This window comes from Streptomyces sp. NPDC028635, from assembly GCF_040637635.1.
GTDB lineage: Bacteria > Actinomycetota > Actinomycetes > Streptomycetales > Streptomycetaceae > Streptomyces.
The window spans coordinates 1-21048 of the sequence record NZ_JBEZWX010000024.1; the positions used below are offsets into that span (position 1 = coordinate 1).

17 protein-coding genes are annotated in these 21048 nt (G+C 73.3%); 5 read left to right on the top strand and 12 right to left on the bottom strand.

Translation table 11 applies throughout. The features are described 5' to 3' along the window. Positions 1-462: 462 nt before the first annotated feature. The 6 genes from proC to AB0E88_RS23715 all read right to left on the bottom strand — a co-directional run bounded on the left by proC (position 463) and on the right by AB0E88_RS23715 (position 5109). Positions 463-1275: a pyrroline-5-carboxylate reductase gene (proC, locus tag AB0E88_RS23690; protein WP_361633655.1), complete on the bottom strand. Its 813-nt coding sequence runs from the start codon at positions 1273-1275 to the stop codon at positions 463-465. A 145-nt stretch (positions 1276-1420) separates the two neighbouring features. After that, entirely contained in the window at positions 1421-2197 is a 777-nt protein-coding gene (locus AB0E88_RS23695; protein WP_361633657.1) for an ABC transporter permease, read from the bottom strand. Further along, entirely contained in the window at positions 2194-3000 is an 807-nt protein-coding gene (locus AB0E88_RS23700; protein WP_361633660.1) for an ABC transporter ATP-binding protein, read from the bottom strand. The genes AB0E88_RS23695 and AB0E88_RS23700 overlap by 4 nt, the downstream gene beginning before the upstream one ends. 174 nt (positions 3001-3174) lie before the next feature. After that, positions 3175-3990: a class I SAM-dependent methyltransferase gene (locus AB0E88_RS23705; RefSeq protein ID WP_361633663.1), complete on the bottom strand. Its 816-nt coding sequence runs from the start codon at positions 3988-3990 to the stop codon at positions 3175-3177. A 74-nt stretch (positions 3991-4064) separates the two neighbouring features. Continuing rightward, positions 4065-4559, bottom strand: coding sequence for an EamA/RhaT family transporter (locus AB0E88_RS23710; RefSeq protein ID WP_361633666.1), 495 nt, complete (start codon positions 4557-4559; stop codon positions 4065-4067). 238 nt (positions 4560-4797) lie between these two features. Further along, a complete protein-coding gene (locus AB0E88_RS23715) occupies positions 4798-5109 on the bottom strand; it encodes an SH3 domain-containing protein (RefSeq protein ID WP_361633669.1) in 312 nt (103 codons plus the stop codon). A 178-nt stretch (positions 5110-5287) separates the two neighbouring features. Between AB0E88_RS23715 and AB0E88_RS23720 the strand changes: the two genes are divergently transcribed. Further along, positions 5288-7474 (top strand): serine/threonine-protein kinase, encoded by a 2187-nt coding sequence (locus AB0E88_RS23720; protein WP_361633671.1) that lies wholly within the window; start codon positions 5288-5290, stop codon positions 7472-7474. Positions 7475-7731: 257 nt separating this feature from the next. Here AB0E88_RS23720 and ilvD read toward each other — a convergent pair whose 3' ends face one another. The 4 genes from ilvD to AB0E88_RS23740 form a co-directional block, all read right to left on the bottom strand. Then, the gene (gene ilvD, locus AB0E88_RS23725; protein ID WP_361633674.1) at positions 7732-9585 is read right to left on the bottom strand and encodes a dihydroxy-acid dehydratase; all 1854 of its coding nucleotides are present in this window, start codon (positions 9583-9585) and stop codon (positions 7732-7734) included. Between the two features lie 158 nt (positions 9586-9743). After that, a complete protein-coding gene (locus AB0E88_RS23730) occupies positions 9744-10379 on the bottom strand; it encodes a TetR family transcriptional regulator (protein WP_361633677.1) in 636 nt (211 codons plus the stop codon). Then, positions 10376-11200: a sugar phosphate isomerase/epimerase gene (locus AB0E88_RS23735; RefSeq protein ID WP_361633680.1), complete on the bottom strand. Its 825-nt coding sequence runs from the start codon at positions 11198-11200 to the stop codon at positions 10376-10378. The genes AB0E88_RS23730 and AB0E88_RS23735 overlap by 4 nt, the downstream gene beginning before the upstream one ends. A gap of 337 nt (positions 11201-11537) precedes the next feature. Then, positions 11538-12470, bottom strand: coding sequence for a Ppx/GppA phosphatase family protein (locus AB0E88_RS23740; RefSeq protein ID WP_361633683.1), 933 nt, complete (start codon positions 12468-12470; stop codon positions 11538-11540). Between the two features lie 212 nt (positions 12471-12682). Between AB0E88_RS23740 and AB0E88_RS23745 the strand changes: the two genes are divergently transcribed. Beyond that, positions 12683-13456: a hypothetical protein gene (locus tag AB0E88_RS23745; protein ID WP_361633917.1), complete on the top strand. Its 774-nt coding sequence runs from the start codon at positions 12683-12685 to the stop codon at positions 13454-13456. 180 nt (positions 13457-13636) lie between these two features. On the opposite strand, the gene AB0E88_RS23750 is transcribed toward AB0E88_RS23745, so the two are convergent. Continuing rightward, complete coding sequence (locus AB0E88_RS23750; RefSeq protein ID WP_361633686.1) at positions 13637-15370, bottom strand: hypothetical protein; 1734 nt, start codon at positions 15368-15370, stop codon at positions 13637-13639. 222 nt (positions 15371-15592) lie between these two features. Between AB0E88_RS23750 and radA the strand changes: the two genes are divergently transcribed. Together radA and disA are read left to right on the top strand one after the other, a co-directional pair. Further along, positions 15593-17002 carry a DNA repair protein RadA gene (radA, locus tag AB0E88_RS23755; protein ID WP_361633689.1) on the top strand — a complete coding sequence of 470 codons (1410 nt, stop codon included), beginning with the start codon at positions 15593-15595 and terminating at the stop codon, positions 17000-17002. Positions 17003-17081: 79 nt separating this feature from the next. Beyond that, complete coding sequence (gene disA / locus AB0E88_RS23760; protein ID WP_361633692.1) at positions 17082-18206, top strand: DNA integrity scanning diadenylate cyclase DisA; 1125 nt, start codon at positions 17082-17084, stop codon at positions 18204-18206. A 112-nt stretch (positions 18207-18318) separates the two neighbouring features. On the opposite strand, the gene AB0E88_RS23765 is transcribed toward disA, so the two are convergent. Then, positions 18319-19173: a hypothetical protein gene (locus tag AB0E88_RS23765; protein WP_361633695.1), complete on the bottom strand. Its 855-nt coding sequence runs from the start codon at positions 19171-19173 to the stop codon at positions 18319-18321. Positions 19174-19817: 644 nt separating this feature from the next. On the opposite strand from AB0E88_RS23765, the gene AB0E88_RS23770 reads away from it, so the two are divergent. Continuing rightward, complete coding sequence (locus tag AB0E88_RS23770; RefSeq protein ID WP_361633698.1) at positions 19818-20747, top strand: A/G-specific adenine glycosylase; 930 nt, start codon at positions 19818-19820, stop codon at positions 20745-20747. Positions 20748-21048: the final 301 nt, after the last annotated feature.

Here is a 21048-nt window from a genome sequence, read left to right on the forward strand (position 1 = left end):
TGCGTTTCCGACTCTATCAGATCTTTTCTCGATCCGATTTCCTCGGTGCTTTCCAGGTTTCCGCTCTCGCGTTTCCCTTTCCGGCGGTTCCGACTCTATCAGATCCTTTCGGCGTCTGATCCCCGGTCAGCGGGGTTTGTCTTCCCGGCTGTTGGGCCGTTCCGACGAGTGAGACTTTAGCGGATTCCCGGCCCCCGAGCTAATCGGGGCCCTGCGTCCTTTCGAACGCGGATTCCTCATTTCGCAAATGCGCGCACCGACGACACGACAGCAGCACAGACATACGACTGGCCGTCGAGTAGCTGGTGGGACTTGCGGAATGGCTGTCCGGGGACCGACCGGAGTCGGCTCTCACGTCGGACAACTCGAAGAACCTTACGGATGCCACCGGGGCGTGTCAACTCGCGGCGGGAGCACACCCCGGCGGGCGTTCCGGACCTGCGGCCCTGCCTGCGGGCGGGCTCAGTCCTTGGTGCCGGAGGCCAGCTCGCGGCTGCGGTCGCGGGCGGCTTCGAGGGCGGCGATCAGGGCAGCCCGTACGCCGTGGTTCTCCAGCTCGCGGATGGCGTTGATGGTCGTACCGGCGGGAGAGGTGACGTTCTCGCGCAGCTTGACCGGGTGCTCGCCGCTGTCGCGGAGCATGGTCGCGGCGCCGATCGCCGACTGGACGATCAGGTCGTGGGCCTTGTCGCGGGGCAGGCCGAGCAGGATGCCGGCGTCCGTCATGGCTTCGACGAGATAGAAGAAGTACGCCGGGCCCGAGCCGGAGAGTGCGGTGCAGGCGTCCTGCTGGGACTCCGGGACGCGGAGCGTCTTGCCGACGGCGCCGAAGATCTCCTCGCAGTGGGTCAGGTGCGCCTCGGTGGCGTGGCCGCCGGCGGAGATGACGGACATGGCCTCGTCGACGAGGGCGGGGGTGTTCGTCATGACGCGCACGACCGGGGTGCCCGCGGCGAGGCGCTCCTCGAGGAATGCGGTGGTGATGCCCGCGGCGCCGCTGACGACCAGGCGGTCGGCGGGGACGTGGGGGGCGAGTTCGTCGAGGAGGGTGCCCATGTCCTGCGGCTTGACCGTGAGGATCAGGGTGTCCGCGGTCTTGGCGGCTTCGGCGTTGGTGACCGGGGTGACGCCGTAACGGGTGCGGAGTTCGTCGGCGCGTTCCCGGCGGCGGGCCGTGACGAGGAGGTCGGCCGGGCTCCATCCGCTGCGGATCATTCCGCTGAGCAGGGCTTCGCCGATCTTGCCGGTGCCGAGAACTGCGACTTTCTGCGTCATGGCTGGGGATGCCTCCGAGGGGTGCGTCGTCCTGGAGGCATCCTCGCACCCGGGGCGGGGGCGGGCCCGGGTTGTCCGGTGGGCGGGACGGCGTGCGGGGCGGCGTGCGGGGCAAAGGGCCGGACGTCTCGGTGGCCGTCCGCCGTCAGGCCGTACGGCGTCGCAGGGTGGCCGCGCCGAGGGCGAGGACGAGCAGGGCGCAGCCGGCCACGATCAGGATGTCGCGGACGAAGGTGGCGGTCATGTCGGTGTGGTGGAGGACCTCGTTCATGCCGTCGACGGCGTACGACATGGGGAGGACGTCGGAGACGGCTTCGAGGGCGGGGTGCATGTTCGACCTCGGGGTGAACAGGCCGCACAGGAGGAGCTGGGGGAAGATCACGGCCGGCATGAACTGCACCGCCTGGAATTCCGAGGCCGCGAAGGCCGAGACGAAGAGGCCGAGGGCCGTGCCGAGGAGGGCGTCGAGCAGGGCCACCAGGAGGAGCAGCCAGGGGCTGCCGGTGACGTCCAGGCCGAGGACCCACAGCGCGAGGGCGGTGGCGAGGGCGGACTGGACGATCGCGACGGCGCCGAAGGCGAGGGCGTAGCCGGCGATCAGGTCGCCTTTGCCGAGGGGCAGGGAGAGGAGGCGTTCGAGGGTGCCCGAGGTGCGTTCGCGCAGGGTGGCGATGGAGGTCACCAGGAACATCGTGATCAGCGGGAAAATGCCGAGCAGGGACGCGCCGATGGTGTCGAAGGTGCGCGGGCTGCCGTCGAAGACGTAGCGCAGCAGGAAGAGCATCACGCAGGGGGTGAGGAGCATCAGCGCGATGGTGCGCGGGTCGTGGGTGAGCTGGCGCAGGACCCGGGTGGCGGTGGCGGCGGTGCGCGCGGGGTGCAGGGCGCGGGTGGGGGCCGGTGCGGTCGTGGTGGTGTTCATCGGGTGGTCTCCTGGGCGCGGGCCGCGGCGGTCGCCTGGTCGACCAGGTGGAGGAAGGCGGCTTCGACGGTGTCTGCGCCGGTGCGCGCGCGCAGGGCGTCGGGGGTGTCCTCGGCGAGGATGCGGCCGTCGCGCATGAGCAGCAGGCGGTGGCAGCGCTCGGCCTCGTCCATGACGTGGGAGGAGACGAGGAGGGTGGCGCCGCGGTCGGTGAGGGTGTGGAAGAGGTTCCACAGGTCGCGGCGCAGGACGGGGTCGAGGCCGACGGTGGGTTCGTCGAGGACCAGCAGTTCGGGGGTGCCGAGCAGGGCGACGGCGAGGGAGACGCGGCTGCGCTGGCCGCCGGAGAGGTTGCCGGCGAGGGCGTCGGCGTGGTGGGTGAGGTCGACGTCGGCGAGGACGCGGTCGACGTCGGCGCGGCGGTCGGGGGTGGCTTGTGCGGGGTTGAGGACGGCCGCGAAGTAGTCGAGGTTCTGGCGGATCGACAGGTCGTCGTAGACGGACGGGGCCTGGGTGACGTAGCCGATGCGGGTGCGCAGGGCGGGGTGGCCGGCGGGGTGGCCGAGGACGTCGAGGGTGCCGGTGACCTTGGCCTGGGTGCCGACGATCGCGCGCAGCAGGGTGGATTTTCCGCAGCCGGACGGGCCGAGCAGGCCGGTGATGCGGCCGCGCGGGACGGAGAAGTCCAGGCCGTGCAGGACGGTGCGGGGGCCGCGGACGGCTGTGAGTGCGGTGGCGTGGACGGCTGGGGGTGGTGACGGCACGGGGTTCGTCGGGGGTGTGCCGGACACGTAATTCATCATGCGATGAATAATGCGCCGGGTGCCGGAGAACGTCAAGCGCCCGCGGGGCTCGGGCCTCGCGGGCGCAGGGAGTGGGTGTGAGGGGGTGGTTGTGGATGGGGGGTGGGCGTGAGGGGGTGGGTGCGGATGGGGGCGCGTGTGGATGGGGGGGTAGGTGTGGGTGGGGGTGAGCGGTCAGGCGGTGCGGGCCACCAGCAGCTCCACGTCGTACGCCTCCTCCACCACGCCGTCCGGGAAGGCGGTCAGCAGGCGGGCGCGCTCGGCGGTGAGGAAGGCACGGGCGCCGGCCTCGCCGTGGACGAGGAAGACGGAGTGACTGCCGATGTTGGCGAGGTGGGTGTCGACGGGGACGCGGCGGCTCCAGCGCACCCGGCGGTGTGTGAAGCGGAGGCGGCCGGTGGGGTCGGCGGCGGCCGGGTCGAAGGCGCCCTTCTTCACGTGGGCGTCGTCGATGCCGAAGTGGCGGGCGATGCGGACCGACTGGTCGGCGATCCACGGCACGTCGAGGACGGTGGTGTTCCACCACAGCGCCAGCGCGCCGCCCGGGCGCAGCACGCGCAGGGCCTCCGGGACCGAGCGGACCGGGTCGGTCCAGTGCCAGGACTGGGCGTAGGTGAGGAGGTCGACGCAGGCGTCGGCGAGCGGCAGGGCGTTGCCGTCGCCGCGGACGAGCCGCACCCCGGGCAGACTGCGGCGCAGCTCGGCCGCCATGCCGGCGCCCGGCTCCACGGCGAGGACGTCGGCGCCACGGCGGGCAAGGAGTCCGGTCGCGATACCGGTGCCCGCGCCCACGTCGGCGACGCGGGCGCCGCGCAGGGGGCGGCCGGCGAGATCCTGGACGGCGTCGAACAGCGTGTCGGGGTACGACGGGCGGTGGGCGGCGTACTGGGCCGCGGCGGCGTTGAAGGAGTGGGCGCGGGCGGCGTGCAGGTGAGCGAGGTCGCGGGGCTCCCCGGGGGCGACGCGGGCGGGTTCCGACGTGGAGGTCATGCGGCCATGGTGGCCGAGCCGCCGGCCGGGAGCAGGCGGATTTCGCCCACCGTCCTCCCGCCCCGCGGCGGCTCCTAGGAACGCCGCTTCTTCTTGGTGGGGTTGCCCGAGCGCTTCGTGGAGCGGCGTCGGTGCCGGTCGAGGGCTTCCTCGTACTCGGCGCGGTGCAGCTTCTCGCCGGGGGCCTCGCTCAGGGAGCGGAAGAAGTAGGCGAGGAGCGAGCCGACGAAACCGATGGCGAGCAGGCCGCGAAGATTGGCGTGCCGTTCCGGGTCGGGCCGCTTGCCGAAGGAGTCCCAGGTGTGCCGGAAGGCGAGCGCGCTGCAGATCGCGAACATCGCGACGACCAGTACGGTCACGAAGCTGCCGGTGTCGGCGAGCGCGAGCCCCTCGTAGGCGAAGCGCAGCACCAGGCAGGCGGCCGCCGCGGCGACGAGGGAGCCGACGGCCACGCCGAGGCGGCGTGCGGTGTAGCCGTGCGTGTGGTCGACCCAGGTGGTGCCGAAGAAACGCAAGGGTTCCGGCCGGGGGCCGGCGGACGTGTCCAGGGTGCCGTTCTCGTCGCTCACGCCCTCGATTATGGCGCTGTGCGCGCGCCGGCCCCGGGTCGCGGCTCCGCCATGGCACTGCTGTACGTGCGCCGGCCTTGGGTCACGGCTCCGCGCCGGTGCCGGGGTCGGGGCCCGGTGCCTGGGCCCAGGGCCCCGGCCGGGGCTGTGTGGCCGGCGGGGCTGTGTGACCGACACGGGACCGTGTGGCCGACGCGGGACCGTGTGGCCGACGCGGGGATGTGCCCGGCGGCCCCGCTCAGGCGCAGCGCGGGGCTATGTAGCCGTCGCTGCCCGTGTGCACGTACGCGTCGGAGACGAACTCTCCGTTGCCGATGTTGTCCCAGATGCTGGTCGTGCCGTAGTAACCGGAGACCCGGGTGCCCGGGGTCTGGCAGTAGACCGGCACCTTGATGCCTTCCGGCAGGATCTTGACGATCGGGTAGCCGGTGCCGGGGCCGCTGCGCACGTTCAGCCGGACGCCGGGCGCCACGTCGTAGTAGCGCAGCGCCGTCGCGGCCTGGGTCCGCAGTGCCTCACCTGCGGTTTCGTCGACATGGTCGACCGACATGATGACCTCCCCCGTTGCACCCCACGGCAGATGTGGGGCGCGTCGATTCCCTCTTGTCGCGCGGTGGAACACCTGCGCGCGACTCGCACGCGAACGCTAGCAAGCCGCCTCTGTCTTGTTCGAGTCATCGACTAGGCTCCGTGCGTCGCGCGCGCGGACGAAGAGCACGGGGGGTCCCATGGCGCCACAGAGGAACACCGGGGCGGGCGCGGAAGCGGAACTTCCGGAATACGCCGGTCACTATCTGCTGGAGTCCCGTCTGGGCTCGGGCGGCATGGGCGTCGTCCACCTCGCCCGCAGCGCCTCGGGCATGCGGGTCGCGGTGAAGGTCGTGCACGCCGAGTTCGCCCGGGATCCGGAGTTCCGGGGCCGTTTCCGGCAGGAGATCGTGGCCGCGCGCCGGGTGAGCGGCGCCTTCACCGCGCCCGTCGTCGACGCCGATCCGGATGCCGAACGGCCATGGATGGCCACCCTGTTCATCCCCGGGCCGACGCTGTCCGAGCACGTCAAGCACAACGGCCCGATGCCTGCGGCGGAGTTGCGCCGGCTGATGGCGGGGCTGGCGGAAGCGCTGCGCGACATCCACCGGGTCGGGGTGGTGCACCGGGACCTGAAGCCGAGCAACGTACTGCTCGCCGAGGACGGTCCGAAGGTCATCGACTTCGGCATCTCCCGGCCCAAGGACAGCGAACTGCGCACCGAGACCGGCAAGTTGATCGGGACGCCGCCGTTCATGGCACCGGAACAGTTCCGCAGGCCCCGGCAGGTGGGGCCCGCGGCCGACGTCTTCGCGCTGGGTTCGGTGATGGTGCACGCGGCGACCGGGCGGGGCCCGTTCGATTCCGACAGTCCGTACGTCGTCGCCTACTCCGTCGTGCACGACGAACCGGATCTGACCGGCGTGCCGGGGAACCTGGCGGCGCTGGTGGGACGTTGTCTCGCCAAGGAGCCGGAAGAGCGGCCGACACCGGACGAGCTGATGCGGGAGCTGCGCTCGGTGGCGGCCTCGTACGACACACAGGCGTTCATACCGGCTCAGCGGACGGAGGCCCGGCGGACCGGGGGCGGACCGTCGCCGTCCGCGTCGAAGGAGAGCCCGGACAGCGAGGCGGCGGGAGGTGGCGCAGGGGCACCGGACGGCGGGGAGACGGGAGCAGCGGAGACGGGAGCAGCGGGCGCGGGCGACCGGGCGCGCGGGCGCCGGCTCGGGCGGATCGCCGCCGCCGTGGGCGCGGTGGCGCTGGTCGCGGGCGGTGCCTTCGCCCTCGTACCGCTGATCGACGGCGGACCCGCGGCGGGGAGTACGGCGCCGCGGTCCGCGCGGGACGGCCTCGCCGGGTGGGAGGCCGCGGCGGTGGCGGGGAGCGGCGGTGCCGCCGAGTGCGCCCCGGGCGCAGGGCGGCTGCTGTGCGCCCGGCCCGGTGTGGTCTTCGCGCTCGACCCCGAGGACGGCCGGCTGCTGTGGCGGCACCCCGCCGCACGGGGACGCGCCGGCGGCCCGCCGGTCGTCGCGGGCGGGCTCGTGTACGCCCCCGCGGACCAGGGCCGGCGACTGGAGGCGCTCGATCCGGCCTCCGGCGACGTGCGCAGGCAGCAGGCCGTGCCCGCGTACGCCGGGTTCCGGGCCGTCGGGGACATGCTGCTGCTCACCGGTGCGCACGGCACGGTGACGGGCGTGAACGCGGCGACGGGTGCCACGGTCTGGAGCCACCGGATCGCGGGGCAGGCCATGCCGTCGTTCGAGTCGTTCGCGGGGGACGCGCTGGCGTTCGCGGCGAGCGTGTCGGGCGACGGGAAGCACACCCGCCTCACCGCCGTGGATCCGCGCACCGGTGCGGTGCGCTGGGAGACCCGGCTGGACGGGATGCTCGACCTCTTCGGCGCCCGGGACGGCTCGGTCTACCTGCTCGCCCTCGACCGGGCCTACGGCGAGGCGGCGGCCGTGGTCCGCTACTCCCCCGCGACCGGGGAGACGCGCCGGGTCACGCTGCCCGTCGCCCGGCAGGGGGTGCAGGCCGCGGTGCGGGGGGGCGTCGTCTACCTCATGGGGGTCGGAGGCTCCCTGGACGCGGTGGACATGGGTGCGCGCAGGCGGCTGTGGTCGCTGGAGACCTCGGTGAGCCGTGCCTCGGCGCCGGCCACCGACGGCACCCATGTCTACGTCACGGCGGCCGACGGACGGCTGCTCGGCGTCGACGCCCGCACGGGCCACCTCGTCGGCCAGACCCGCGCCCGGCTGGGCACCGGCACGGACCGCATCGCCGCGAGCCTGCCCACACCGGTGATCACCGACGGCCGCGTGTACGCCTCGGCCCCCGACGGCACGGTGTTCGCGGCACCCGCGGGGGCGCCGGGGGCCTGGTAGCGACGGGGCCGGCGGCGGACGGCACGGTGTTCGCGGCGCCCGGTCGGGACCGGCGGCCGCCTCGCCCTCGGCCGGTCCCGGGCAGCCCGCACTCGGTCACGGGCAGGCGCTAGCAGCGCCGTCCGGACACCGGACACCGGGCCCGGTGTGGCCGTACGCGGGCCAGGCAGGCGGAAGGGCCGCCCCCTGGGGAGCGGCCCTTCGTCGTCGTAGTAGCCCTTCGTCGCCGTACGGACTGGCCCGTCGGCCGGAGGCGGTCAGCCCAGCTTGGAGACGTCCCGGACCGCGCCCTTGTCGGCGCTGGTGGCCATCGCGGCGTAGGCGCGCAGGGCCGCCGAGACCTTGCGGTCGCGGTTCTTCGGACGCCAGGCGCCGTCCAGGGCCTGCTCGCGGCGGGCCAGTTCGGCGTCGTCGACCAGCAGCTCGATGGAGCGGTTCGGGATGTCGATGCGGATGCGGTCGCCGTCCTCGACGAGGGCGATGGTGCCGCCCGAGGCCGCCTCCGGGGAGGCGTGGCCGATCGACAGGCCGGACGTGCCGCCGGAGAAGCGGCCGTCGGTGACCAGCGCGCACGCCTTGCCCAGGCCCCGGCCCTTCAGGTACGAGGTCGGGTAGAGCATCTCCTGCATGCCGGGGCCGCCCTTGGGGCCCTCGTAGCGGATGACGACGACGTCGCCCTCCTTGACCTGCTGGGTGAGGATCTTCTGGACGGCCTCCTCCTGCGACTCGCAGACGACCGCGGGGCCCTCGAAGGTCCAGATCGACTCGTCGACGCCGGCCGTCTTCACCACGCAGCCGTCGACGGCGAGGTTGCCGCGCAGGACCGCGAGGCCGCCGTCCTTGGAGTAGGCGTGCTCGGCGGAGCGGATGCAGCCGCCCTCGGCGTCGGTGTCCAGCGCCTCCCAGCGCTCGGACTGCGAGAAGGCCTCGGCGGAGCGGACGCAGCCGGGCGCCGCGTGCCACAGCTCGACGGCCTCGGGCGACGGGGAGCCGCCGCGCACGTCCCACGTCTTGAGCCAGTCGGCCAGGGACGGGCTGTGCACCGAGTGCACGTCCTCGTTCAGCAGGCCCGCGCGGTGCAGCTCGCCGAGGAGGGCGGGGATGCCGCCGGCGCGGTGCACGTCCTCCATGTAGTACGTGCGGTCCTTGGCGACGTTCGGCGCGACCTTCGCCAGGCACGGGACCCGGCGGGAGACCGCGTCGATCTGCTCCAGGCCGAAGGGCACTCCGGCCTCCTGGGCGGCGGCCAGCAGGTGCAGGATCGTGTTGGTGGAGCCGCCCATCGCGATGTCGAGCGCCATGGCGTTCTCGAACGCCTGGAAGGTGGCGATGTTGCGCGGCAGGACCGACTCGTCGTCCTGCTCGTAGTAGCGGTGGACCAGGTCCATCACGGTGCGCGCGGCGTCGACGTAGAGCTGCTTGCGCGCGGTGTGGGTGGCCAGCACCGAGCCGTTGCCCGGCAGGGACAGGCCGATGGCCTCGGTCAGGCAGTTCATCGAGTTGGCCGTGAACATGCCGGAACAGGAACCGCAGGTCGGACAGGCGTTCTCCTCGATACGGAGGATGTCCTCGTCCGAGATCTTGTCGTTCACCGCGTCGGAGATCGCGTCGACCAGGTCGAGCGTGCGGACCGTGCCGTCGACGAGCGTGGCGCGGCCGGACTCCATCGGGCCGCCGGAGACGAACACCGTCGGGATGTTCAGCCGCAGGGCCGCGTTCAGCATGCCCGGCGTGATCTTGTCGCAGTTGGAGATGCAGACCAGGGCGTCGGCGCAGTGCGCCTCCACCATGTACTCCACGCTGTCCGCGATCAGGTCACGGGAGGGCAGGGAGTACAGCATGCCGCCGTGGCCCATCGCGATGCCGTCGTCGACGGCGATCGTGTTGAACTCGCGCGGGATGCCACCGGCCTCCTTGATCGCCTCGCTGACGATCCGGCCGACCGGCGCCAGGTGCGTGTGACCCGGGACGAACTCGGTGAAGCTGTTGGCCACCGCGATGATGGGCTTCCGGCCGATGTCCGCACCGGGTACACCGGAGGCGCGCATCAGGGCGCGGGCGCCCGCCATGTTGCGGCCGTGGGTGACTGTGCGGGACCTCAGCTCGGGCATCGTCGCTCGCTCCTTCTAAGACCTTCGGTCAGAGAATTCTGACTGCACTCGAGCGTACGCCGGTCATCCAGGGACCGGGACGGGGTGTCCGGAATGCGGGACGAGTGTCTCGCCGTTCAGTTCCTTCCAGCCGCTCCTCGGCGCCGTGCGGCCGCCGCTCATGGGCCCGTCAGGTGCGTCTGTACGACCGGGGCGAGGCGGGCGACGATCTGTTCGACGTCCACCGAGGCCAGCGGCTCCACCTTGATGACGTACCGCAGCATCACCGTACCGACCAGCTGCGCGGCGGCCAGCTCGGCGCGCAGCTCGGCGTCCGCGGTCTTCAGCTCCCCGGAGACCCGGCGCAGCAGCTGCGCGGAGACCAGGCGGCGCAGGGCGGCCGCCGCGGTCTCGTTGTTCACCGCCGAGCGGACGATGGCGAGCAGGGGTGTCCGGGTGGCCGGGTTCTCCCACAGGCTCAGGAGGAGCCGGGTCATGCGCTCACCGACATCGGCGAGCGGGCCGGCGAGGGCCGTGTCACGCAGCGCCAGGGCCGGGGCGAAGGCGACCTCGATGGCCGCCTCGAAGATCTGTTCCTTGGTGCCGAAGTAGTGGTGGACGAGCGCCGAGTCGACGCCGGCGGCCTTGGCGATGCCGCGCACGGACGTCTTCTCGAAGCCGCGCTCGGAGAACTCCTCGCGGGCCGCGGTCAGGATGCGGTCACGGGTGCCGGCCGACTCGGTGCGGGGCGGGCGTCCCCGGCGGCGGGTGCCCGCGGCCGCCTCCGTGGCGGGGGCGGCGTCGCGCTCGGTCATCGCCGGGGCACCTTCACGGCGGACGCCAGGTGCAGGCGGGTGAAGGCCAGGGCTTCGGCGAGGTCGGCCTCGCGCTCGGCGCCGGACATGGCGCGGCGGGTGTTGACCTCGATGACGACATGGCCGTCGAAGCCGCTCACGGCGAGCCGCTCGAGCACCTCCGCGCAGGGCTGCGTGCCGCGGCCGGGCACGAGGTGCTCGTCCTTGGCGGAGCCGCGGCCGTCGGCGAGGTGGACGTGGCCGAGACGGTCGCCCATGCGGTCGATCATCTCTATCGCGTCGCTGCGGGCGGTCGCCGTGTGACTGAGATCGATCGTGAAGTGGCGGTAGTCGTCCTTCGTGACGTCCCAGTCGGGGGCGTACGCGAGCATCTCGCGGTCGCGGTAGCGCCAGGGGTACATGTTCTCGACGGCGAACCGCACGTCCGTCTCGTTCGCCATGCGCCAGATTCCGTCCACGAAGTCCCGGGCGTACTGGCGCTGCCAGCGGAAGGGCGGGTGGACGACGACCGTGCTCGCGCCGAGCTTCTCGGCCGCCGCCTGGGCGCGCTGCAGCTTGGTCCACGGGTCGGTGGACCACACCCGCTGCGTGATCAGCAGGCAGGGGGCGTGGACGGCGAGGATCGGGATGCGGTGGTAGTCGCTGAGTCTGCGCAGCGCCTCGATGTCCTGACTGACCGGGTCGGTCCAGACCATGACCTCGACACCGTCGTAACCGAGGCGCGCGGCGATCTCGAAGGCCGTGGCCGTCGACTCCGGATACACCGAGGCCGTCGACAACGCGACCTTCGCATCCGGGATCCGCACGACTGGCTCTGCCATGGGGGACAGGTTACGGGGTGCGGGTGCGAGGACGTGGGGTCCCTGTTCGCCGTTGTGGGCATTGCCATACGCGGCTGCGGGCGGGGGTGCCGGCTCTGCGGGTGCGGCGAGCGTCGGGCGGCGGCGGTGGGGGCGGGGGCCGCGCTTGTGTCGTTGCGGCGAACGCCGGGGGCGGCTGCGGGACGTCAGGGGCGCTCGTCCACCGCTGCGGGCGAGCGCCGCTCGCGGCCGTGGGCTAGGGCGGGTCTACGTCCCCCTACGACCGGGACGTCGCACGCCGCTGCAGTGAGCGGCGTGCGCACAGGAGCCGTACACCCGCGCCGCCCCCGCGCCAGGGTTACGCCGAACCCATGTGGTCCAGGCGTCGGAGGATCACTCCCTCGCGCAGGGCCCATGGGCAGACCTCCAGGGCCTCCACCTCGAACAGATCCATCGCGCCCTCGGCGACCAGCGCCCCGGCGAGGAGCTGGCCCGCGCGGCCCTCGGAGACGCCGGGGAGCTCGGCGCGCTGGGCGGTGGTCATGTCGGCGAGTTTGGGGACCCAGGCCTCCAGGCTCTCCCGCTTCAGCTCCCGCTGGGCGTACAGGCCCTCCGCGGAGCGCGCCGCTCCGGCGATGCGGGCCAGCTGCTTGAAGGTCTTGGAGGTGGCGACCACGTGGTCCGGGGCGCCGAAGCGGCTGAATTCGCCGACCGTGCGGGCGATCTGCGCGCGGACGTGACGGCGCAGCGCGCGGACGTCCTCGGGGTCGGGCGGATCGCCGGGCAGCCAGCCGGCGGTGAGACGGCCGGCGCCCAGCGGCAGCGAGACCGCCGTGTCCGGTTCCTCGTCCATGCCGTAGGCGATCTCCAGGGAGCCGCCGCCGATGTCGAGGACGAGCAGTTTCCCGGCGGACCAGCCGAACCAGCGGCGGACGGCGAGGAAGGTGAGCCGGGCCTCCTCCTCGCCGGTGAGAACCTGCAGCTCGACGCCGGTCTCGGCCTGCACGCGCGCGAGGACGTCGTCGGCGTTGCCTGCCTCGCGGACGGCGGAGGTGGCGAAGGGCAGCAGGTCCTCCACGCCCTTGTCCTCGGCGGCCTGGAGGGCCTCCTTGAGGACGGTGATCAGTTTGTCGATGCCCTCGGCGCCTATGCAGCCGTCGTCGTCCAGGAGTTGGGCGAGCCGCAGCTCCGTCTTGTGCGAGTGCGCGGGCAGCGGGCGTGCGCCGGGGTGCGCGTCCACCACCAGCAGATGCACCGTGTTCGATCCCACGTCGAGGACACCGAGTCTCATGTAGGGAACGCTACTGCCAGCGGCGCTGTGTTCGGTCCCCCGTGCGGTGCCGGGACGGGCACCCGGCGACTTACCCTGGACGGGTGCCAAAGACGAAAAAGGCGAAGGACGACATTTCGGCCAAGGCGGCGAAAGCCGGTAAGCCGACCAAGGACTCCAAGGTTCCTTCGCAGGCGAAGGTGGTGAAGGCGGCGAAGAAGCCGAAGAAAGCCATGCCGGGCCCTCCGGCACCGGTGGCCGACGAGAAGGGCCTCGACTTCGCACGCGCGTGGGTGGAGTTCCCGGATCCGGCGGACGACGAGCAGGTCTTCCGGTGCGATCTGACATGGCTGACCTCTCGCTGGAACTGCATCTTCGGCAGCGGCTGCCAGGGCATCCAGGCGGGCCGCGCGGACGACGGGTGCTGCACGCTGGGCGCCCACTTCTCCGACGAGGACGACGAGAAGCGGGTCGCCGGGCATGTGGCGCGGCTCACGCCGGAGATCTGGCAGCACCACGCCGAGGGCACGAAGAACGGCTGGGTGTCCGAGGACGAGGACGGTGAGCGGCAGACCCGTCCCTACCAGGGCTCCTGCATCTTCCAGAACCGGCCCGGCTTCCCGGGCGGCGCGGGCTGCTCGCTGCACATCCTGGCCCTGCGCGAGGGCCGCGAGCCGCTGGAGACCAAGCCGGACGTGTGCTGGCAGCTGCCGATCCGGCGGACCTTCGACTGGATCGAGCGGCCCGACGACACGCGCGTGCTGCAGATCTCCATCGGGGAGTACGACCGCCGGGGCTGGGGTCCGGGCGGCCACGACCTGCACTGGTGGTGCACGTCGGCGACCTCGGCGCACGGCGCGGGCGACCCGGTGTACGTCTCCTACCGGGCGGAGCTGACCGAGCTGATGGGCAAGGCCGGCTACGACCGGCTGGTCGAGCTGTGCGAGGAGCGGCTGGCGTCCCGGCTGCCGCTGCTCGCCCCGCACCCGGCGGACCCGGCACGCTGACCCGGCCCGCGAGCGCGGAGCCCGTGGACGCGGAGCCCGTGGCGGGGTCCGTGGGCGCGGGGTCCGTGGCGGGGTCCGTGGGCGCGGGGTCCGTGGGCACGGGGTCCGTGGGCGCGGCAGCCGCGAGGTGGGTTTCGGCGCCGTACGCGTAAGGCGTACGGCGCCGTATCGCGTCCGGCGTCACGACGCCGACGGGCTCGGGTCGCCGCCGTCGCCGGGCGGCGGGGTCGAGCCCCCGGGGTCGGTGGAGCCGCCCGGGTCGGACGGCGTGGACGCGGTGGGCGTGGGGTCGGGCGACGACGGCGGGCTGCTCGGGGTGGGCGAGCCGCCGGAGTCCGTGGGGGCCGAGGTGGTGGGCGTCGGGTCCGGGCCGGACGAGGGCGGGTCCGTGGGGCTGCCCGGGCCGGTGCCGGGGTCGGAGGGGCTGGGCGCGGTGCCGTAGCCCTCGATGGAGACGACGGCGCCGGCGGGTGCGATCGCCACCCGCGCGCTCCAGTGGCCGGACGGCTCGCGCAAGGGGTCGACGTGCACCTGGATCGTGAACGACTCACCGGGCTGGAGCGTTCCCGAGGACTGACTGAGATAGAGCCAGGGGGCCGCCGTGGTGGCCGACCAGCGCACGGGGTCCGAGCCGGTCGCGGTGAGGGTGATCAGCGTGGTGTCGCCCCGGCCGGCGGCGGTGACCTCCAGGTCCGCGCCCTGGGTGCCGGCTCCGGCCACGCTGACGACCTCGACGGAGACGTCACTGTCGGCGCCCTGACCGAAACGGGCGCCGGGCCGGGTGCTGGCGTTGCCGGCGTTCTCGTAGCCGCCGCTCGCCGTCTCGCCGTCGAGCATGCCCGCGCCGTGGTCGTGGCGGGTGGTGGCCGGGCCGCCGGCGGTGTCCTCGCCGGCCGGTGCGCCCCGGTAGGCGGCCCACAGGGCGAGCACGGGAGCGGCGACGACCGTGGCGACGACGGTCGTGGTGACGGCACGCGCGCGCAGCCGGTCGCGGCGGGCCGCGCGGTCCTTGGGATCCATCGGGAAGCCGCGCCGGTCGAAGCGCGGCACGGCGAGACCACGCGCGCGTGGGTGGTGCGCGAGGGCGACGTGCAGGGCCGCGCGGGGCGCCTCCAGCACCGGCAGCTCCGCGGGGGTGACGCTGGCGCCGGGCCAGCGGCCGGGGACCGCGCGCTCGGCGGTGCGGCGGCAGCGGGGGCAGTCGTCGACGTGCCGGACCAGTTCGCGGCGCAGGGTGCTGCTCAGCACGAACCGGCCGTCGCCGGTCAGGCGGGCCACGCTCGCGCAGGCGCCCGTCTCCACGACGGCCAGCGCCGCGCGCGTGCGCTCCACCTCGCAGGCCGCGGCGGCCAGGAGCTCGCGGGCGGCGGCGAGATCCATGCCGAGCACGGCGGCGACCTCGTGGGCGGCCAGGTGGTGGCGCACGGCCAGCTCCAGGGCCTCGCGCTGCTCGGGCGTGGTGCCGGCGGCCTCCGGCCAGGCGAGCAGGCCCAGTTCACGGCGCCGCTGCTCCTGGACCTCCGGGGAGACCGGCACGGTGTCCTCGGGCTGCCCGCCGGTGCCGGGACGGCCCGCGGCGTGGGTGGCCTGACGTTTCTGCTTGGCCTCGGCGAGCTTGCGCTGGCACGCCCAGCGGGCCAGCGCGTACAGCCAGGCGCGGCGGTCCCCGGCGGCCTCCGGCACGCGCGTGCCGCGGCGCTCGGCGAGGGCGAGCGCGTCGGCGAGGGCGGCGGTCGCCGAGTCGTGGTCGCACAGGACGGACAGGCAGTAGGTGAACAGCCCGTCGAGATACGGCTCGTAGCGCGCGGGCGGGCGCTGCGCCAGCGTGCGCGCCGCAGCGCGGTCGCGCGCCTCCCGGTGCGCCCGGTGTGCGCCGGTGGTGCGGGTCGAGGTCTCCGGACTGCTGCTCATCACCCGTGCGACCGTAGGCGGCACGAGCAGGGCCTCTCGGGCGCCTTGAGCACTTTTAATCCGTACGGGTGAAACGATCCCTCAATAGGGGACAGGAGCTCTCCGTTCCGTGGCCGGTTCCGGGCGCGGGGTGGCCGGTTCCCGTCGCGCGACCCCTTCGTCGGCGGTACGGCCGCACAGGCGCGGGACGGCCCGCTGTCAGACCCGGCCGCTACGGTGTGGTCCATGGCTGCCCGTACCAAGACCACCAAGGACCGTCCCTCCTACCGCTGCACGGAATGCGGCTGGCAGACGGCGAAGTGGCTCGGCCGCTGCCCCGAATGCCAGGCCTGGGGCACGGTCGAGGAGTACGGCGCGCCCGCGGTCCGTACGACGACGCCGGGCCGGGTCACCACGTCCGCGCTGCCCATCGGCCAGGTCGACGGCCGGCAGGCCACCGCCCGACCCACCGGCGTCCCGGAGCTGGACCGGGTCCTCGGCGGCGGCCTCGTCCCCGGCGCGGTCGTGCTCGTGGCCGGTGAGCCCGGCGTCGGCAAGTCCACCCTCCTCCTCGACGTCGCCGCCAAGTCGGCCAGTGCCGAGCACCCCACCCTCTATGTCACCGGCGAGGAGTCCGCGAGCCAGGTCCGGCTGCGCGCCGACCGGATCAACGCCATCGACGACCACCTCTACCTGGCCGCCGAGACCGACCTCGCGGCCGTGCTCGGCCACTTGGACGCGGTCAAGCCGTCGCTGCTGATCATGGACTCGGTGCAGACGGTGGCCTCGCCCGAGATCGACGGCGCGCCCGGCGGCATGGCGCAGGTCCGCGAGGTGGCCGGCGCCCTGATCCGCGCCTCCAAGGAGCGCGGCATGTCCACGCTGCTGGTGGGCCATGTCACCAAGGACGGCGCGATCGCCGGACCCCGCCTGCTGGAGCACCTGGTGGACGTGGTGCTCCACTTCGAGGGCGACCGGCACGCGCGTCTGCGCCTGGTGCGCGGCGTGAAGAACCGCTACGGCACGACGGACGAGGTCGGCTGCTTCGAGCTGCACGACGAGGGCATCACGGGCCTCGCCGACCCGAGCGGGCTCTTCCTGACCCGTCGTGACGAACCCGTCCCGGGCACCTGCCTGACGGTCACCCTGGAGGGCCGCCGCCCGCTCGTGGCCGAGGTCCAGGCGCTCACCGTGGACTCGCAGATTCCCTCCCCGCGCCGTACGACCTCCGGCCTGGAGACGTCCCGGGTGTCGATGATGCTGGCGGTGCTGGAGCAGCGCGGCCGGATCAGCGCCCTGGGCAAGAGGGACATCTACTCCGCGACGGTCGGCGGTGTGAAGCTGTCGGAGCCCGCCGCGGACCTCGCGATCGCGCTCGCCCTGGCCTCCGCCGCCAGCGACACGCCCCTGCCGAAGAACCTGGTCGCGATCGGCGAGGTGGGCCTGGCGGGCGAGGTCAGACGGGTCACGGGCGTGCAGCGGCGCCTGTCCGAGGCGCACCGGCTGGGCTTCACGCACGCGCTCGTACCGGGCGATCCGGGGAAGATCCCGGCCGGTATGAAGGTCCTGGAAGTCGCCGACATAGGGGACGCCCTGCGGGTGCTGCCGCGCTCCCGTCGCCGAGAGGCCCCACGGGAGGCGGAAGACCGCCGGTAGACTTTGCCCTGGTCTCGCCCGTCCGTACGAACCGAGTGCGCAACGGGAGCGCCCCAGAACCTGCGACCGGAGGAGTGCAGTGGCAGCCAACGACCGGGCAGCAGCTCCCGGAAAGTCCGGTGGGAGTGCCGGTTCCGATGGCCTGATGCGCGCCTCGCTGAGCGCTGTGGCACCGGGCACGGCCCTGCGGGACGGCCTCGAGCGGGTGCTGCGCGGCAACACCGGCGGCCTGATCGTGCTCGGCTTCGACAAGACGGTCGAGACGATGTGCACAGGTGGTTTCGTCCTGGACGTGGAGTTCACCGCGACCCGGCTGCGCGAGCTGTGCAAGCTGGACGGCGGCATCGTGCTCTCCTCGGACCTGTCGAAGATCCTGCGGGCGGGTGTCCAGTTCGTCCCCGACGCGACGATCCCGACGGAGGAGACCGGCACCCGGCACCGCACCGCGGACCGCGTCTCCAAGCAGGTCGGCTTCCCGGTCGTCTCCGTCTCCCAGTCCATGCGCCTGGTCGCCCTGTACGTCGACGGGCAGCGCCGCGTCCTGGAGGACTCGGCGGCGATCCTGTCCCGCGCCAACCAGGCGCTGGCCACCCTGGAGCGCTACAAGCTGCGCCTGGACGAGGTCGCCGGCACCCTGTCGGCACTCGAGATCGAGGACCTGGTGACGGTCCGGGACGTCTCCGCGGTGGCGCAGCGGCTGGAGATGGTGCGCCGCATCGCCACCGAGATCGCCGAGTACGTGATCGAGCTGGGCACCGACGGGCGGCTGCTCGCCCTCCAGCTCGACGAGTTGATCGCCGGGGTCGAGCCCGAGCGGGAGCTGGTCGTGCGGGACTACGTCCCCGAGCCGACCGCGAAGCGTTCCCGCACGGTCGACGAGGCGCTGGCCGAGCTGGACAAGCTCACCCACGCCGAGCTGCTGGAGCTGTCCACGGTGGCCCGCGCCCTGGGGTACACGGGCTCCCCCGAGGCCCTCGACTCCGCGGTCTCGCCGCGCGGCTTCCGGCTGCTGGCGAAGGTCCCGCGACTTCCGGGCGCCATCATCGACCGTCTGGTGGAGCACTTCGGCGGCCTGCAGAAGCTGCTCGCCGCCAGCGTCGACGACCTGCAGACCGTCGACGGCGTCGGCGAGGCCCGCGCCCGCAGCGTCCGTGAGGGCCTGTCGCGGCTGGCGGAGTCGTCGATCCTGGAGCGGTACGTCTAGCCTCCGGCGGTTCGCGGACCGTTGACACGCACAAGGGGTGCCTGCCCGAGCCGGGCGGCACCCCTTGGCGTGTCCGTACGCGTCCGTCCGTGTCCGTGCGTCGGGCCCCGCCTCAGTCGGCCGCGAGGACGAACGACGTCTGCGCCTTCTCGAACCCGGGCGCCTTCGCCTCCACCAGGTACGTCCCCGGTGTGGCCGTCCGGGCCGGAGGCGTCGCGCACTGCGGCGCGCTCGCCCGTCGGTCCCACGTCACGACGTACGTGATGCTGCTGCTCGCCGGCACCCGGTACAGCAGGCTCCCGTTGCCCTTGGGGCAGTCGGCGGACGACCAGAAGTGTTCGCCTTCCTGACTGACCGTCACCACCGCGTTCTTCGGCCCGAGGTCGACCTTGCAGTCGTGGGCGGAGGTGTTGCGCGCGACGATCTGGAACGTCGGCGTCTGGTCCGGGGTGTAGCTGTTGCGAACGCTGCGCAGCGTCAACGTCACGTCACCGGCGGTGCAGTTGGGCAGCGGGGAACCGGCCGGGAGCACCGCGCCCGCACCGCTGCCGCCGCCCGCGCTGCCGTTGATCCCGTCGTCCGCTCCGCCGGCCGAGCCCGTACCACCGGCACCACCGGCGCCGCCGGCCCCACCGGAACCGTCCGCACCGCCGGTGCCGCCCGAGCCGGAGCCGCCGCCCGCACCGGAGCCGGCCCCCGAGCCGCTGGAGTCACCACCGCTCGACTCGTCGCGCCCGCCCGGATGTTGGCTGATCGCCGGTCCCGAGCCGGACGGTCCGGGCGTGATCGAGGACGCGGGATTCTTGCCGTTGGACCCACCGGCGTCGTTCTTGCCGCCGCCGTCACCCGAGGTGACGACCCATGTGATCAACAGCGCCAACAGCGCGACCACAGACAGCAGTACGGCCCTCCGTCGCCAATAGATGGAGGAGGGAAGCGGCCCGACCGGATTGCGCAGAGATCCCACGGCGCAAACTGTACGAGAGATCGCTGCGTTCGCTTGCGTCACCCGCCGCCCGCGGCACAACTTTTCCGGATCATCATCCCGGAGACCACTCTCGAACACACCTGGGCGCTCCGGTGCGTTCACGATCGCAGCCCTTGCACCTGTGGCCACGGCCGGGGGGTGCGGGTTTCCAAGTGATCAAGGCGCGTGAGGAGTTCGCGGCTCGCCGGCCGACCGGCGAGCGAGGCCCGACGTCCGGCGTGTGCGGTACACGGCGGGGTCGCGGCCGCGGTCGCCGAGACGGGACGCGCGCGGCCGGGCGCAGGGGCAGGAGCGCAGCCCGTCGTCCGGCACGCGCGGATGCGGGGCGGCGCCGACGCCGCGAGAACCACCACTCGTGCCGCGCCACCACCCCGACACCACCACCCGCTCACCCCGGCCACCACCCCGACACCACCGCCGGCTCACCCCGGCCGCCACCCCTCCCCCGGCCACCGCCGCCCCCTGTCCGCAGCCGCCGCCCCGCCGCCTCCGCACCCTCGCCCCGCCACCTCCGTCCCCTCTCCCGCCGCGCGTCCCGCACCGGCGGACGCCGCCCGCGCTCCGACCCGCCCCCCGTCGGTGCGCACGCGCGCGTGGTCGTGCATGGCAGGATCGGTAGCGCCATGACTGCGCCCACGAAGCTTTTGCACAGCAGCCCCGTCCCGTCGGCCGTGCCGGCCGGGGAGGAACTGCACACCCCTGTCATCGCCTGGTTCGACGCGCACGCGCGGGATCTGCCCTGGCGGCGCCCGGAGGCGGGTGCCTGGGGTGTGATGGTCAGCGAGTTCATGCTCCAGCAGACGCCGGTCAGCCGGGTGCTGCCCGTCTACGAGCAGTGGCTGGCCCGCTGGCCCCGCCCCGCCGACCTGGCCGAGGATGCGCCCGGTGAGGCGGTACGCGCCTGGGGCCGGCTCGGCTACCCGCGCCGCGCGCTGCGTCTGCACGGCGCGGCGGTGGCGATAACGGAGCGGCACGGCGGTGACGTACCCGCCGACCACGCCCAGCTGCTCGCGCTGCCCGGCATCGGCGAGTACACGGCCGCGGCGGTCGCGTCGTTCGCCTACGGGCAGCGGCACGCGGTGCTGGACACCAATGTGCGCCGGGTCTTCGCCCGCGCGGTGAGCGGTGTGCAGTATCCGCCGAACGCGACCACGGCCGCCGAGCGGCGGCTCGCCCGCATGCTGCTGCCGCAGGACGAGCGGACCGCCGCGCGCTGGGCCGCGGCCTCGATGGAGCTGGGCGCCCTGGTGTGCACGGCGAAGAACGAGGACTGTCACCGCTGCCCGATCGCCGCGCAGTGCGCGTGGCGGCTCGCGGGCAAGCCGGAGCACGACGGGCCGCCGCGGCGCGGCCAGACCTACGCCGGTACCGACCGGCAGGTGCGCGGCAAGCTGCTCGCCGTGCTGAGGGAGGCGCACGCGCCCGTGCCGCAGGCCGCGCTGGACCGGGTGTGGCACGAGCCGGTGCAGCGCGCCCGGGCGTTGGACGGCCTCGTCGCGGACGGTCTGGTGGAGCCGCTGCCGGGCGGGCTGTACCGGCTGCCGCTGAGCTGACGCACGGGCTCCGTCGAACACGCGGCCGGTCCGCGCACGGTCCGCCCCGGGCTGACGTACAGACACTTCACAGTGCCCGGCCGCGTGTTACGGTCCATCACAGAACCCAAATCGGGTCATACTCCGAAAAATCGGCCAGCCCCTTTACCCACGACCGGCTTCCGTTACACAACCGACGTACAGCCGAGCGCTGGCCGCAGGCTGCTCCGCACAACGCCGTGACAACGCCTCCGTACCTTCGTTGTCGTGCCCGTCAGGGACACGACGACCACAGGCAGGACACCGGCAGCAGGCAGCCGGC